Source organism: Halomonas sp. ABH4_019 (assembly GCF_056159885.1).
Genome location: NZ_JBSWWC010000003.1, coordinates 1 through 14,982, shown reverse-complemented (window position 1 = coordinate 14,982; position 14,982 = coordinate 1). Strand labels below are relative to the sequence as shown.

15 protein-coding genes are annotated in these 14,982 nt (G+C 68.2%); 9 read left to right on the top strand and 6 right to left on the bottom strand.

The window, feature by feature from the left end; translation table 11 throughout:
* Window positions 1–4: 4 nt before the first annotated feature.
* From cysT to ACXAFN_RS12390, 4 genes are all read left to right on the top strand, one after another.
* Window positions 5–868, top strand: coding sequence for a sulfate ABC transporter permease subunit CysT (gene cysT / locus ACXAFN_RS12405; protein ID WP_474989120.1), 864 nt, complete (start codon window positions 5–7; stop codon window positions 866–868).
* A gap of 301 nt (window positions 869–1,169) precedes the next feature.
* Window positions 1,170–1,997 carry a sulfate ABC transporter permease subunit CysW gene (gene cysW, locus ACXAFN_RS12400; RefSeq protein WP_474989119.1) on the top strand — a complete coding sequence of 276 codons (828 nt, stop codon included), beginning with the start codon at window positions 1,170–1,172 and terminating at the stop codon, window positions 1,995–1,997.
* Window positions 1,994–3,100: a sulfate/molybdate ABC transporter ATP-binding protein gene (locus ACXAFN_RS12395; protein ID WP_474989118.1), complete on the top strand. Its 1,107-nt coding sequence runs from the start codon at window positions 1,994–1,996 to the stop codon at window positions 3,098–3,100. Before cysW ends, ACXAFN_RS12395 begins: the two co-directional genes overlap by 4 nt.
* Window positions 3,101–3,167: 67 nt before the next feature.
* Window positions 3,168–3,758: a YajG family lipoprotein gene (locus ACXAFN_RS12390; RefSeq protein ID WP_474989117.1), complete on the top strand. Its 591-nt coding sequence runs from the start codon at window positions 3,168–3,170 to the stop codon at window positions 3,756–3,758.
* A gap of 31 nt (window positions 3,759–3,789) precedes the next feature.
* Here the strand turns inward: ACXAFN_RS12390 and ACXAFN_RS12385 are convergent, their stop codons facing one another.
* Together ACXAFN_RS12385 and ACXAFN_RS12380 are read right to left on the bottom strand one after the other, a co-directional pair.
* Window positions 3,790–4,428 carry a class I SAM-dependent methyltransferase gene (locus ACXAFN_RS12385; protein ID WP_474989116.1) on the bottom strand — a complete coding sequence of 213 codons (639 nt, stop codon included), beginning with the start codon at window positions 4,426–4,428 and terminating at the stop codon, window positions 3,790–3,792.
* 9 nt (window positions 4,429–4,437) lie between these two features.
* Window positions 4,438–5,088: a TIGR04211 family SH3 domain-containing protein gene (locus tag ACXAFN_RS12380; RefSeq protein WP_474989115.1), complete on the bottom strand. Its 651-nt coding sequence runs from the start codon at window positions 5,086–5,088 to the stop codon at window positions 4,438–4,440.
* Between the two features lie 382 nt (window positions 5,089–5,470).
* Between ACXAFN_RS12380 and miaB the strand changes: the two genes are divergently transcribed.
* The 5 genes from miaB (at window position 5,471) to lnt (ending at window position 11,111) form a co-directional block, all read left to right on the top strand.
* A complete protein-coding gene (miaB, locus tag ACXAFN_RS12375) occupies window positions 5,471–6,814 on the top strand; it encodes a tRNA (N6-isopentenyl adenosine(37)-C2)-methylthiotransferase MiaB (RefSeq protein WP_474989114.1) in 1,344 nt (447 codons plus the stop codon).
* A 316-nt stretch (window positions 6,815–7,130) separates the two neighbouring features.
* A complete protein-coding gene (locus ACXAFN_RS12370) occupies window positions 7,131–8,234 on the top strand; it encodes a PhoH family protein (protein WP_474989113.1) in 1,104 nt (367 codons plus the stop codon).
* Window positions 8,231–8,743, top strand: a complete 513-nt coding sequence (ybeY, locus tag ACXAFN_RS12365; protein ID WP_474989112.1) for an rRNA maturation RNase YbeY — start codon at window positions 8,231–8,233, stop codon at window positions 8,741–8,743. The genes ACXAFN_RS12370 and ybeY overlap by 4 nt, the downstream gene beginning before the upstream one ends.
* Complete coding sequence (locus ACXAFN_RS12360) at window positions 8,740–9,609, top strand: HlyC/CorC family transporter (protein WP_474989111.1); 870 nt, start codon at window positions 8,740–8,742, stop codon at window positions 9,607–9,609. The genes ybeY and ACXAFN_RS12360 overlap by 4 nt, the downstream gene beginning before the upstream one ends.
* A gap of 38 nt (window positions 9,610–9,647) precedes the next feature.
* Window positions 9,648–11,111, top strand: coding sequence for an apolipoprotein N-acyltransferase (gene lnt / locus ACXAFN_RS12355; protein WP_474989110.1), 1,464 nt, complete (start codon window positions 9,648–9,650; stop codon window positions 11,109–11,111).
* 244 nt (window positions 11,112–11,355) lie between these two features.
* On the opposite strand, the gene phaC is transcribed toward lnt, so the two are convergent.
* The 4 genes from phaC to aroC all read right to left on the bottom strand — a co-directional run.
* The gene (phaC, locus tag ACXAFN_RS12350; RefSeq protein ID WP_474989108.1) at window positions 11,356–13,197 is read right to left on the bottom strand and encodes a class I poly(R)-hydroxyalkanoic acid synthase; all 1,842 of its coding nucleotides are present in this window, start codon (window positions 13,195–13,197) and stop codon (window positions 11,356–11,358) included.
* Window positions 13,198–13,282: 85 nt separating this feature from the next.
* Window positions 13,283–13,729 carry a phasin family protein gene (locus tag ACXAFN_RS12345; RefSeq protein ID WP_474989106.1) on the bottom strand — a complete coding sequence of 149 codons (447 nt, stop codon included), beginning with the start codon at window positions 13,727–13,729 and terminating at the stop codon, window positions 13,283–13,285.
* Between the two features lie 119 nt (window positions 13,730–13,848).
* Window positions 13,849–14,226: a DUF6489 family protein gene (locus ACXAFN_RS12340; RefSeq protein WP_474989105.1), complete on the bottom strand. Its 378-nt coding sequence runs from the start codon at window positions 14,224–14,226 to the stop codon at window positions 13,849–13,851.
* 57 nt (window positions 14,227–14,283) lie between these two features.
* Window positions 14,284–14,982: chorismate synthase (aroC, locus tag ACXAFN_RS12335; protein WP_474989104.1), on the bottom strand; the 699-nt coding region annotated here is incomplete at its 5' end.

The following is a 14,982-nucleotide window of genomic DNA, read 5'->3' as shown; positions in this document are numbered from 1 at the left end:
CATCATGAAGGCAGCGGCGTTCTCCCCGTCACTTCCCCGGGCCCGGCAGCGCGTGCTGCCGGGCTTCGGCCTGTCCCTCGGCATCAGCCTGACCTTCGTGTCGCTGGTCCTGCTGCTACCGCTCACCGGCCTGGTCGGCCAGCTCTCGGGGCTGTCGCCGGGCGAATACTGGGCGATCATCAGCGAAGGCCGGGTCGTGGCCAGCTACCTGACCACCATCGGCGCCGCCGCGGTCGCCGCGCTGATCAACGCGCTGTTCGGGCTGTTGCTGGCCTGGGTACTGGTGCGCTACGACTTCCCGGGCAAGCGCCTGCTCGATGCCCTGATGGACCTGCCCTTCGCCCTGCCGACGGCGGTGGCCGGCATCACCCTGGCCACGCTCTATTCCAGCAGCGGCTGGATGGGCAAGGCGCTGGCCCCGCTGGGCATCGAGGTCGCCTATACCTGGGTGGGCATCGCACTCGCCATGGCCTTCACCAGCATTCCCTTCGTGGTGCGTACCGTGCAGCCGATCCTCGAGGACCTGCCGGGGGAAATCGATGAGGCCGCCATGGCGCTGGGCGCCCGCGATGGCGTGGCCTTTCGCCGCGTGATCCTGCCCCACCTGTGGCCGGCGCTGGTCACCGGCACCGGGCTGGCCTTCGTCCGCTCGCTCGGCGAGTTCGGCGCGGTGATCTTCATCGCCGGCAACATGCCCTACGAGACCGAGATCACCTCGCTGATGATCTTCGTCAAGCTGCAGGAATACGACTATGTCGGCGCTTCGGCCATCGCCTCGGTGGTGCTCGCCACCTCGCTGATCCTGCTGCTGGCCATCAATCTCTGGCAGGGACGCTTTATCCGCCGCCTGCACGGAGGGAGCCACTGATGCCCGCCTCGATGATGTTCTGGCTCGACGGCGACATGGCATGGGCGCGTCCCGGGCCGCCTGTTCTCAAGACCGCCGCCTGCACGGAGGGAGTCACTGATGACACGCACCGATGTCGGTATGGATCGACGGCGACATGGCAGGGGCGCGTCCCGGGCCGCCTGCTCTCACGGCCGTCGCCTGCACGGAGGGAGCCACTGATGACACGCACCGATGACGTTATGGCTCGACGGCGACATGGCAGGGGCGCGTCCCGGGCCGCCTGTTCTCAAGACCGCCGCCTGCACGGAGGGAATGCCTGATGCAACGAATCGGGGACGCTCCCGTCCTGCGCCGCCTGCTGATCGGCGCCGCCGTGGCGCTGGCCGCACTCTTCCTGCTGCTGCCGCTGGTGGCGATCTTCGCCCAGGCCCTCGCCGAGGGCCTGGGCGGCTTCTGGCGCAACGTCAGCGACGCCTATACGCTGTCCGCCATCGGCCTGACGATCTTCATCACCGTGCTGACCATTCCAGTGAACCTGGTGTTCGGCGTGATGCTGGCCTGGCTGGTGACGCGCTTTCGCTTCCCGGGGCGCCGACTGCTGCAGACGCTGATCGACATTCCCTTCGCCATCTCGCCGGTGGTGGCCGGTCTGGTCTACCTGCTGCTGTACGGCCGCAACGGCTGGCTCGGTGGCTGGCTGGACGCCCATGACATCCAGCTGATGTTTGCCTGGCCGGGCATCCTGATGGTCACCATCTTCGTCACCTGCCCCTTCGTGGCGCGGGAGCTGATTCCGCTGATGCAGGCCCAGGGCTCGCGGGAAGAAGAGGCGGCGGTCACCCTGGGGGCCTCGGGCTTCAAGCTGTTTCGCCGGGTCACCCTGCCGAACATTCGCTGGGCGCTGTTGTATGGCGTCATCCTGACCAATGCCCGGGCGGTCGGTGAATTCGGCGCCGTGTCGGTGGTGTCCGGGGCGATCCGCGGCGAGACCAACACCCTGCCGCTGCACGTCGAGTTGCTGTACCAGGACTACAACACCGTGGGCGCCTTCGCCAGCGCCGCCCTGCTGGCCCTCATCGCCCTGTTCACGCTGGCCGCCAAGGCCGGCCTGGAGTGGCGCGCCACGCGCCGGGAGGCTTCCGCATGAGCATTCGTCTCGAGAACATCGCCAAGCATTATGGCCGCGGGGGCCGCCACCAGGCCCTGGCGCCCCTCGACCTCGACATCCGCCAGGGCGAGCTGATCGGCCTGCTCGGCCCCTCCGGTTCCGGCAAGACCACGCTGCTGCGCATCATCGCCGGGCTCGAGACCCCCGATCGCCAGCCCGCCGGCCGCATCCTGTTCGGCGAGCGCGACGTCACCCGGCTGCATGTCCGCGACCGACGCATCGGCTTCGTCTTCCAGCACTATGCGCTGTTCCGTCACATGACGGTCTACGACAACGTGGCCTTCGGCCTGACCGTGATGCCGCGGCGACAGCGTCCGTCCAGCGGCGAGATCCGCGCCCGCGTGCATCGCCTGCTGGAAATGGTCCAGCTGGAGCAGCTGGCGGGGCGCTATCCGGCGCAACTGTCCGGAGGCCAGCAGCAGCGCGTCTCGCTGGCCCGCTCCCTGGCCCTGCGCCCCGACGTCCTGCTGCTCGACGAGCCCTTCGGCGCCCTGGATGCCAAGGTCCGCCAGGAGCTGCGCCGCTGGCTGCGCCACCTGCACGACGAGCTGAACTTCACCAGCGTCTTCGTCACCCACGACCAGGAAGAGGCCCTGGAACTCTCCGATCGCGTGGTGGTGATGAGCAATGGCCGCATCGAGCAGATCGACACCCCGGAGGCGCTGTATCGCGCCCCGGGCAATCGCTTCGTGTTCGAGTTCCTGGGCGATGTGAACCGCCTCGAGGGGCGGGTGCAAGATGGTGTCCTCACCTGCGGCGACGCCCGGCTCGATGTCGACCTGCCGGATGGCGCGGAGGAACTGCTGCTTCGCCCCCACGAGGTGGCGCTGGACGAGGCGCCCCGCGAGTCGGCCCACCTGCCGGTGACCGTCACCGCCATCTCGCCGGTCGGCGCGGAAGTGCGCGTGGAGCTGGCCGCCGACTGGCTGCCCGGCCCCTGGCTCGCCACCGTGCGCCATGCGGATTTCGAGCGCCTCGCCCTGACCCGGGGCCAGCGGCTGTTCGCGCTGCCGCGACGCTGGCATCGCTTCGCGGACGACTCGTCGGCGGCACGCCCCAGCCCCGCCCCGCTCGCCGGCTGACGCGAATGCATAGGCTGCGGTGACGAGGCTATACTCGATGCCTTCGCCAATTCACCAAGGAAGTGCCATGCGACGTCGACGTTTTCTGACCCTCACGGCCCTGCTGCTGACCCTGGCGGGACTCGCCGGGTGCGCCGGCCCCCATTACCTGCAACCGGACCCCAAGCGCAGCGTCCAGGTGCCGGCCGCAGGCCAGGGGCAGGCGGTCGGCGTGACCGCTAGCGACAGCCGCCAGGAAGCGGTGATCGGCACCCGCTCCGGCAGCGCCGGATCCACCGCGGTGGTCATCGTCGACCCGGGCGAGCTGACGCCGCGGCTGCAGGCCGAGGCCGAACGCGCGGTGCGCGACATGGGGTTTCGGCCGACCCGCGACAGTGCCCCGGGGCAACCGCGCCTGGCGCTGACCCTGAAACGGCTCGACTATGGCCGCGGCGACGCCCCGCCGATGGTCGGCAGCGTGCGCCTGACGGCGGTGCTGGAGGCCGAGGCTCACAACGACGGCACCACCTATACCGGGACCTACACCGCCCGGCGCACCCAGCAATACGCGGTAAAACCGGATCGTGATGCCAACCAGGCGATGATCGAGGAGCTGCTGTCCGACGCCCTGGACCGCGCCTTCCGCGACCCGGAACTGGCGAGCCTGCTGGCCCGCTGACGCGCCGCCCGGCGCCTCGGCGTACTCGCGCCTAGACCTTGGGGCCGCGCCGGGTCAGCGCCCAGACGCTCTCCCGGAACCCGCTGCCCGGCTCGGGCGCGCCATCCTCGAGGTGCACCACCTCGAAGTTGGGCGCGAACAGCGCGCGGATCTCCTCGGCGCTCACGCTGTAGGGTGGCCCGCCCTCGTCACCGGGGGCTCGGGTCAGGCCGATCAACAGCCCGCGAGCTCCCGGCGGCATCAACTGGGCCAGGTGAAAGGCGTAGCGCTGGCGGGTCGCCTCGGGTAGCGCGATCAGCGCCGCCCGGTCGTAGAAGGCGCCCACCTCGGCGGCGGCCTCGATATGGAAGTGGAAGAAGTCGCCGCGCCACAGTTCCACGTTACCCTGACGGCTGATCTCGAAGCCGTCGCCGTGATACCGCGAAACCTCGCCGTCCCCCTCGCCCAGGAACTGCGAGATAGCCTCATCGGCCAGCTCGATGCCCAGCACGGGATGCCCCTCGCGGGCCAGCCAGCGCATGTCCAGGCTCTTGCCACACAGCGGCACCAGGACCTTGGTGCCGGCCGCGACGCCCAGCGTCGGCCAGTGTCCGGCCAGGGCAGGATGCACGTCGTGGCGGTGGAAGCCGATGCGTCCCTCACGCCAGCGGTCGAGCCACTCGTTGCTCATGGCGCGCCCTCAGAACCAGCGGTCGCGCTTGCGACGCCGACGCGGCAGATGCGGCACGATCAGCCCCACCAGCAGGCCGGCCCCGGCCACTCCGCCGCCGTACATGAAGTAGCGCATCAGCAGGTCCTCCTCCTGGGTGTCGAGGCGCGCCCGCAGCTCGCGGACGGTCGAGCGAGAGGCCTCGCTCTCCGACTCGAGGGCCTGGTTGCGCTGTTCCAGATCGGCGATGCGCTGTTCGCGCACGTCGAGGGTCTCGGTGAGCGAGGCCATGCGGCTCTCCCAGGTCTCGTTGATGCCGGAAAGCTCCTCGGAGAGCTCCTGGACCCGGGTCTCGAGCTCGGGCAGCTGCACCCGCGCGCTGGGCACGTCCTGGATATTGCTGGACGGTACCCAGACCACGTCGCCGCTCTGGCTGCGCACTCGGCTGTAGTCGCCCTGGGTCTCGAGCAGTTCCACCGGGTCGCCGGCGGTCAGGGTGCCGACGATGCGATAGCCGTCGGTGGGCCCGCTGCGCACGTAGGTGGTGAGGTCGTCGGACACCCACCGGGAAGCATCCTGTGAAGCGCTCTGGGCGTCGTCCTGCTGGGCCTGCGCCGGCAGGGCCAGGGCCCCGAGCACCATGCCCAGGGTCATCAATGTCTTGTAGCGTTGCATCGTCATGCCATCGTCCTGGCTGTCCAAGGCTCTATGTGCGTCGCTCGCAGCGATGGCGGCCGTGACCGGACCATCCCCGCCGGCCGACCGCGATGAGAACGGCTCTCCGGATCATCCACAGCATCTGTGGACAACTGCCGGGAAAACCGCTGGAAACCCTCGGCCAGGCGGCATGGCTGTCGACACGACAACGCTTCGATCATTTCCTGACCAGCCACCGGCCCGACCGGAACCGGCAAGGGTACCACAGTCCCGGCCGGCGCCCTGGCCCCATCTTGCGAGGGCGCGTATAATGAATGCCCTCATCGGACGGCCACGCCGGCCGCCTTCCTGCGAACGATCATCCACCGGTGCAACCCGTCGGGCCCAGGCGCCACGACCTATTCTTATGGCGAAGAAACTCTTCATCAAGACGCATGGCTGCCAGATGAACGAGTACGATTCCGCACGCATGGCGGATCTGCTCGGCGAATCCCACCAGCTGGAGCTCACCGACGACGAGCGCGACGCCGACGTCATCCTGCTCAACACCTGCTCGATCCGCGAGAAGGCTCAGGAGAAGGTCTTCCACCAGCTTGGCCGCTGGAAGAAGCTCAAGGAGGCCAACCCGGACCTGGTGATCGGGGTAGGCGGCTGCGTGGCCAGCCAGGAGGGCGAGGCGCTGCGCAAGCGCGCGCCCCAGGTCGACATGGTGTTCGGCCCCCAGACCCTGCACCGGGTGCCGTCGATGCTCGATGCCCGCCGGGACGATCAGATCTCGGTGGTCGACGTGACCTTCCCCGAGGTGGAGAAGTTCGACCACCTGCCCCGGCCGAGCTCCGACGGCGCCACCGCCTTCGTCTCGGTAATGGAGGGCTGCTCCAAGTACTGCACCTTCTGCGTGGTGCCCTACACCCGCGGCGAAGAGGTCTCGCGGCCCTTCGAGGCGGTGATGGACGAGGTGATCCACCTGGCCGACCAGGGCGTGCGCGAGATCAACTTGCTGGGCCAGAACGTCAACGCCTACCGCGGCGAGAACCAGCTCGGCGAGGAGATCGACCTGGCCGAGCTGATCGCCTGCGTGGCGGCGGTGGAAGGCATCGACCGCATCCGCTTCACCACCTCGCATCCGGTGGAGTTCTCCGACAGCCTGATCGAGGCCTACGGCGAGATCCCCGAGCTGGTCAGCCACCTGCACCTGCCGGTGCAGGCCGGCTCCGACCGCATCCTCGCGGCCATGAAGCGCGGCCATACCGTCGAGGAATATGTGGACAAGCTGGAGCGCATCCGTGCGCTGCGTCCGGACATCAGCTTCTCCTCGGACTTCATCATCGGCTTCCCCGGCGAGACCGAGGAGGACTTCGCGAACACCATGGACCTGATCGGTCGCATCGGCTTCGACGTCTCCTTCAGCTTCGTCTACTCGGCCCGGCCCGGCACCCCGGCCGCGGGCCTCGCCGACGACACCCCGGAAGACGTGAAGAAGCAGCGCCTGGCGATCCTTCAGGAGCGTATCAACCAGCAGGCCATGCAGATCAGCCGGCGCATGGTGGGCAGCACCCAGCGCATCCTGGTCACCGGCTTCTCGCCCAAGGACCCGGGCCAGCTGTCCGGCCGCACCGAGAACAACCGGGTGGTCAACTTCCGCGCGCCGAACCCCACCGAGCTGATCGGCTACTTCGTCGACGTGGAGATCACCGAGGCCCTGCCCAACTCGCTGCGCGGCGACCTGGCCTCGCCGGAGCGTTTCTGAACCCTCCTCAGGCCGAGTAGAGATGCACAGAAACAAGGGGCGCCGGGGACAGGCCGAAGAGGAGGTCCTACGCCATGGGTGAGAAGCACTGCTTCGAACGGGCTGGCCATGGATGGCCAGCACAGGTCCTGCAAGCAGAGCAGGACGCGAGAGCGAAGCAGGGCGTCGGTAGCGCCCAGGGATGGGTTCACAGCGCCTCATCGAAGGCCTGTCGCCGGATCAGCCCCGCCCTGTTTCCGAGCCCCCTTCATTGCCCTTGTAGCTTCCGGGGCAGTAAGCTGACCCCGACATCCATCAACTCACGGACTCGCCCGTCTTGAGCCAGCCAGCCCCCGCGGCCAACCGCGTCATCACCCTGAACCTCGAGCCCAACGATCCCCAGCGACTGGCCAACCTCTGCGGCCAGCACGACGAGCACCTCAAGCTGATCGAGGAACGGCTCGGCGTGACCCTGCGCAACCGGGGCAACGTCTTCCAGCTGGCCGGCCCCGGCCCCCGGGTCAAGGCCGCGTCCAACGTCGTCGAGCACCTCTACCGCGAGGCCGAGGCCAGCGAGCTGACCCCGGACACCGTGCACCTCTTCCTGCAGGAATCCGGCCTCCAGGCGCTGGAGGAAGAGGAAGGCAGCCACGGCGACGACGAAGTGCTGCTGCGCACCCCCAAGATGCTGATCAAGCCGCGGGGGCTCAACCAGCAGCGCTACGTCTCGAGCATTCGCGCCCACGACATCAACTTCGGCATCGGCCCGGCCGGCACCGGCAAGACCTACCTGGCCGTGGCCGCCGCGGTGGAGGCGCTGAACCAGCAGGAGGTGCGTCGCATCCTGCTGGTGCGCCCGGCGGTGGAGGCCGGCGAGAAGCTCGGCTTCCTGCCCGGCGACCTGGCCCAGAAGATCGACCCCTACCTGCGCCCGCTCTACGACGCCCTCTACGAGATGATCGGCTTCGAGCAGGTGGCCAAGCTGATCGAGCGCCAGATCATCGAGATCGCGCCGCTGGCCTACATGCGCGGGCGCACCCTGAACAACGCCTTCATCATCCTCGACGAGAGCCAGAACACCACCCGCGAGCAGATGAAGATGTTCCTGACCCGCATCGGCTTCGGCTCCACCGCGGTGATCACCGGCGACATCACCCAGGTCGACCTGCCCCGCGGCCAGACCTCGGGGCTGATCCAGGTGCTCGACGTGCTCAAGGACACCCCGGGCATCGGCGTCACCCACTTCGCCGCCAAGGACGTGGTCCGCCACCCGCTGGTGCAACGGATCATCGAGGCCTACGACCTGTTCGAGGCCGAGGAGGAGGCCCAGAGCCGCGCCAAGCGCGAGGCCCGGGAGCAGGAGCGTGAGGCGCTGCGTCAGGAAAGACAATTGAATCAGGAACGCCGCGACCGCCAGAACGGCCGCGAGGACGACGCATGACGCGCGTCGAGATCGACCGCCAGGTGGCGCTCGAGGCCGACGACCTGCCGAGCCGGGCCGACCTCGCGGCCTGGATGGAGGCGGTGCTGGCACGCTATCCCGACGAGGCCCGCACGGAAATGACCGTGCGCTTCGTCGATGGCCCCGAGAGCCGGGCGCTCAATCGCGACTACCGGGAGCGGGACAAACCCACCAACGTGCTGTCCTTCCCCTTCGAGTGCCCGCCGGGCATGGCGCTGCCGCTGCTCGGCGACCTGGTGATCTGCCACCCGGTGGTGCTCGCCGAGGCCCGCGATCAGGACAAGTCGGCGCGGGATCACTACGCTCACATGGTGATCCACGGCACCCTGCACCTGCTGGGCCATGATCATATCGAGGACGATGAAGCCGAGGCGATGGAAACACTCGAGCGGGAGATCCTCGCCGAGCTGGGCATCGCCGACCCCTACCTCACGCCTAGTCCGCCACATCGCGATTCCGACACCGAGGACGAGAGAACCGACGCATGAGCGAAGACCGATCGACCGGCCAGGGCAGCAAGTCCTGGTTCGACAAGTTGTTCAGCGCCCTGTCCAGCGACAGCGACGAGCCGAGTTCCCGGGACGAGCTGCTGGAGTTCCTGCGTCAGGCGTCGTCTCGGCTCAAGCTCGAGCAGGACGCCATGATGATCATCGAGGGGGCGCTGAACATCAGCGACCAGCAGGTCCGCGAGGTGCTGATCCCGCGCTCCCAGGTCACCGCCATCGGCCTCGACCAGCCCCTCGAGGAGTACCTCTCGGTGATCCTCGAGACCGGCCACTCCCGCTACCCGGTGGTCGGCGAGAACCTCGATGAGGTCAAGGGCATCCTGCTGGCCAAGGACCTGTTGCCGCTGCTGCGCCAGGGCCAGGAGAACGGCCACCCCTTCCAACTCGAGGAAGTGCTGCGCCCGGCGATGTTCGTGCCGGAGTCCAAGCGGCTCAACAGCCTGCTCAAGGAGTTCCGCGACACCCACAACCACATGGCCGTGGTGGTGGACGAATACGGCGGCACCGCCGGCATCGTCACCATCGAGGACATCCTCGAGGAGATCGTCGGCGACATCGAGGACGAGCACGACACCGACGAGGAAGAGGACATCCGCCGGCTCGGCGAGTCGCGCTATGCGATCCGCGCCCTGACGCCCATCGAGGACTTCAACGAGCGCTTCGGCACGCGCTTCTCCGACGAGGAATTCGACACCCTCGGGGGGCTGGTCATGCAGCGCTTCGGCCACCTCCCCGGCCGCGGCGAGCATACCGAGATCGGCGGCTGGCGCTTCACCGTGCTAAATGCCGACAATCGCCGCATCCGCCTGCTGGAGGCCGAGCCGGCCGCCGAGGACGCCGAGGACTGAGCGCCTGCTCCCAGGCCCCTATCACCAAGGACGGTGCCATGACGCCCCCCCGCCTTCATCGGTTCTTCGGCCCCCTGGCGGCGCTCGTCGCCGGGGGCTTCACCACCCTCTCCGCCGCGCCCTTCCACCTCTGGTGGCTGGCACCGGTGGCCGCCGGGCTGCTGTATGCCGGGCTGCCGTCGCTCAACGCCCGCCAGGCCGCCTGGCGCGGCTGGTGCTATGGCCTCGGACTGTTCGGCACCGGTGCCTCCTGGGTCTATGTGTCGATCCACGACTACGGCTACACCGGCGTGCCCCTGGCGCTGGCACTGACCGTGCTGTTCGTCGCCGCCCTGGCGCTGTTCTTCGCCGTCACCCTGGGCCTCTACCGACGCCTGTGCGGGCCGCGGCTGTCCGTGCTGACCTTCGCCGGCGCCTGGGTGCTCGGCGAGGCGCTGCGCACCTGGCTGTTCACCGGCTTCCCCTGGCTGCTGCTGGGCAGCGGCCAGGTGGATGGCCCTCTGGCAGGCTGGGCACCGATCGGCGGCGTCTATCTGCTGTCGCTGCTGGTGGCCCTCACCGGCGCCCTGGGCGTGGCCATACTGCGCCGCCACTGGTGGGCCGCCCTGCCGCTGGCCGCCCTGTGGCTCGCGCCGCTGGGCCTGCCCGACCAGTGGACCCGCCCCGCCGGCGAACCGCTGCGCGTCGCCCTGCTGCAGGGCAATCTGCCCCAGCTGATCAAGTGGACGCCGGAGGGCCAGCGTCAGGCCGCCAACACCTACCTGTCGCAGACCGCCGCGCTGGAGGAGACCCAGGACCTGGTGATCTGGCCCGAGGCGGCGCTGCCGATGTTCGCCGACCAGGCCCGGCCGGTCCTCGAGCGGGCCCAGACCCTGCTGCCTCCGGAGACCGCCCTGCTCACCGGCATCCTGACCCGCGACGAGGCCGGCCGCTTCTACAACGGGGTGATCGAGGTCGGCGACGAGGACACCTATCTCAAGCGCCACCTGGTGCCGTTCGGCGAGTACCTGCCGCTGGACAGCCTGTTGCGCGGCGCCATCGCCTTCTTCGACCTGCCGATGCCGGCCATGACCCCGGGCCCGGACGACCAGGCACCATTGGAGGTGGCGGGCACCCGCATCGGCAATGCCATCTGCTACGAGATCATCTACGCCGACCTGGTGGCCGCCCAGGCCCGGCACGCCAACGTGATCCTGACGGTGTCCAACGACACCTGGTTCGGCGCCTCCATCGGGCCGCTGCAGCACCTGCAGATGGCCCGCCTGCGCGCCCTGGAGAACGGCCGCCCGGTGGTTCGCGCCACCAGCAACGGCGTCACCGCGCTGATCGATGCCAAGGGCCGGGTCACCGCCCGGGCCCCGCAGTTCGAGACAGCGACCCTCACCGGCGAGATCACGCCGATGGAAGGCCTCACGCCCTTCTCGCGCACCGGCAGCTGGCCGGTCTGGCTGCTCGGCGCGCTACTGGTGCTGCCGGGGCTGCGGCTTCGCCGTAAGCCGTAAGCCGTAAGCCGTAAGCCGTAAGCCGTAAGCCGTAAGCCGTAAGCCGTAAGCCGTAAGCCGTAAGCCGTAAGCCGGGGAGTGTAGCTAGAGAAAATCCCCGGGGAGTATATCCGGCAAGGCCCGATCGGGACCGTGGTGGCTGGACTGCCGCTGATCCCCAGGGGCAACGGCTTCACACTTGTTTGCTGCCAACGAAAACGCCCCCGTCTGGGGGCGTTTTTCTTACGGCTTACAGCGTAAAGCTTCAGGCTCCCGACGACGTCGGATCCTTGCCCAGCACCTCGGGAATGGTCATCTTCACATAGCGGCCGGGGGCCGGCTCCAGGATGTCCAGCTCGCCGTCGCCGGGATGGCGGGACGGCACCTTCTTCTCGGCGTCGGCGTAGCCGTTGTCGGTCATCCAGGCCTGCCAGTGGGGCCACCAGGAGCCCTCGTGGCCCTGGGCACCCTCCAGCCACTCCTCCGGGGTCGGCGGCAGCTCGTCGTTGGTCCAGAAGCCGTACTTGTTCTTGTGGGGCGGGTTGACGATGCCGGCGATATGGCCGGAGCCGCCCAGCACGAAGGTGACCGGCCCCTTGGGCAGCAGCGCGCCGTAGTAGGTGCTGTTCCACTTGGCGATGTGGTCGTCGCGGGTGGAGACGAAGTAGCTCGGCACCGAGATCTTGCGCAGGTCGATCTTCACCTCGTCCAGCTCGATGCCGCCGGGCTCGACCAGCCGGTTCTCGGCGTACAGGTGGCGCAGATACCAGCCGTGTGTCGCCGCCGGCAGGTTGGTGCCGTCGGTGTTCCAGTAAAGCAGGTCGAAGGGCGCAGGCACGTCGCCCTTGAGATAGTTGTTGATGTAGAAGGACCAGAAGAGGTCGTTCTCGCGCAGCAGGTTGAAGGAATAGGCCATGACCCGGCCGTCCAGGTAGCCGTCCTGCTCGAGCTTGGCCTCGATGCCCTTGAGCACCGGCTCGCCGAGGAAGACGCCGATCTCGCCGGGATCGCGGAAGTCCCACAGGCTGGTCATGTAGGTCGCCGACTTGACCTTGCGCCCGCGCCGGGTGCTGGTCAGGTAGGCCACCGTGGAACCGGCCAGGGTGCCACCGACGCAGTAGCTGAGCAGATTGACCGACTTCTCGCCGGTGGCCTGCTCGATGGCCTCCATGGCGCTGATCGGCCCGAGCTGCATGTAGTCGGCCCAGGTCAGGTCACGCTGCTCGGGCCCGGGGTTGCGCCAGGAGATCAGGAAGACGGTGTGCCCCTGGTCCACCAGCCACTTGACCAGCGAGTTGTCCTGGCGAAGATCGAGGATGTAGTACTTGTTGATCCAGGGTGGCACGATCAACAGCGGCGTCTTGAACGCCTGCTCGGTGCTCGGCGCATACTGGATCAGCTGGATCAGCTCGTTCTCGTAGACCACCGCGCCCGGCGTGACGGCGATATTCTCGCCCACCGCGAAGGCGCTGCGGTCGGTCATGGTGACGTTGAGCCCCTCGGCGGAATTGGCCAGGTCATGACGCAGCCGGGCCAGCCCCTCGACCAGGTTCTCGCCGCGGGTCTCGAGGGTGCGGCGCATGACCTCGGGATTGGTGCTGATGAAGTTTGTCGGCGCCATGGCGTTGACCAGCTGGCGCGCGTAGAAGGCCAGGTTGCGCTTCTGGTCGTCGGGCAGCCCCTGCAGCCGCGCGATGAGCTCCTCGACCAGCCGCGAGAACAGCAGGTACTGCTGCATGATCGCCAGATAGTAGGGGTCCTGGGTCCAGGCCTCGTCCTGGAAGCGACGGTCGCCCTTGGCCGGCGTGACCAGCGGCTCCACAGTCTCTCCGGCCATGGCCCGCATGCCGTTCTGCCACAGCTGGAACTGATCCTGCAGCAGCCGCGACTGGGTCTCCCACAGCAGGGATGGATCCTGCATCAGCGATTCGGCGCCGGCCTGGAAGGCCTCGCGCATGTGGGCCTGAACGGACCCCGCGGCATCGTCCGGTATCATCCGCGGCAACAGGTCCCCCATCAGGGCCCGGTACTCCTCGCCGATCGCTCGGATCTGTTCGTTCCAGGCCTCGAGATCGGCCTGTGATGGTGCTTCAACCCCTGGCTGCATTGACCCCTCCTGTCGCACTGCCATACACGCACGGCCACCGCCCCTCCTTCGGCGGAGGACGGCGGCCGTCACGTCATCCTGTCACTCAGCTGCTGCGCTTGCGCGCCGCCTGGCTGGTCGACTTGGCCGGGGCCGGCTTGCTCTCGCTCGCCGACTGGCCGCCGGACTTGGCCGCCGGCTGGCCGGCCTGCTCGGCCAGTGCCTGGCCCGACTCGGCGTAGAGCTTCTCCAGTTCGGTCTTGAACTGCAGGCTCATCTCGCCGAGCGCCCGGGCGTCTTCCAGCATCTGTTGGGAGAGCTCGTTCATCATCTCGGCCTGACGGGTGCCGAAATCGCGCAGGCTCTCGGCATCGTTGACCTCGGTGGCGTCGCGCAGGCGCTCCGTGCCCATCTGGCTGTAGCGCTTGAGGGATTCCATCTGGTACTCGCTGACGCGCTCCATGTTCTGGAGCATCAGGGAGTTGAGCTTGCGCATGGGCTCGAAGAGCTGGCGAGTCTGCTCGTTGAAGGCGTCGAACGTCTTGTCCTGCATGGTGATTCCTCCCGTGGGGAACGCTGACGAAAGCCGTGCTGCACTGCACAAAGACTAGTCTCGCACGCCAGGCGTTGCAAGCGAATGACAGGCGTCACGTCCGGGGGAGGCGATGGGCGTCAGCCGTCTCGCCGGCTTCGCGAGCGGGCACTGGCGGCGCCGGCCCTGGTACCCTCCTTGCCGGCGCCGCCCGCGGCCTCGCCGCCGTGCTCGCCCCCCTCGCCGCCTCGCGTGCCAGAGGCGGCGCGGCTGAGCATGTCGAGCATCATCTGCTGGTAGTTGCCGAAGCTGGCCAGGCCCTGGGAGAGGCCCTGCTGGAAGGCGGGCTGCTGGAGGAAGGGCTGCATCAGGCTCATGGGGTCGTAGCCTTCGACGCCGGATTCCATCTGTTTCTGGATGCGCCCCAGCAGTTCCTGCTGGAAGGCCTCCACGTCGGGCAGCCCCAGGGCGCGACGAAACTCGTCCGGGGTCAGGTCGAACTCGACGTTGATCTTCATATGACCGCCTTGTCGAAGATGAATGAGCTGGTGCCGATCAGTGTAGCAGTCACGGCCTCAGGATAGCCGCGGGGTGGTCACCGCCACGTCATGGTTCTGACCGCGATGGCGCAACAGATGATCCATCAGGGTCAACGCCATCATCGCCTCGGCGATGGGCGTGGCGCGGATGCCCACGCAGGGATCGTGGCGCCCCTTGGTCACCACCTCGACCGGGTTGCCGTCCAGGTCGATCGAGCGGCCCGGCGTGGTGATGCTGGAGGTCGGCTTGAGGGCCAGGTGGGCGACGATCGCCTGGCCGCTGGAGATGCCGCCCAGCACCCCGCCGGCATGGTTGGAGAGAAAGCCTTCCGGGGTCATCTCGTCGCGGTGCTCGCTGCCCCGACTCGCCACCGAGGCGAAGCCATCGCCGATCTCCACGCCCTTGACCGCGTTGATGCTCATCAGACCGTGGGCCAGCTCGGCGTCGAGGCGGTCGAACACCGGCTCGCCGAGGCCCGGCGGCACGCCCTCGGCCACCACCGACACCTTGGCGCCCACCGAGTCCTGGTCGCGGCGCAGCTGGTCCATGTAGGCCTCGAGCTCGGGCACCTTGTCCGGGTCGGGGCAGAAGAAGGGGTTCTCTTCCACCGATTCCCACTGCTGGAAGTCGATGGCGATGGGGCCGAGCTGACTCATGTAGCCGCGCACGGTGATCCCCTGGCTGGCCAGATACTTCTTGGCGATGGCGCCTGCCGCCACGCGCATGGCGGTCTC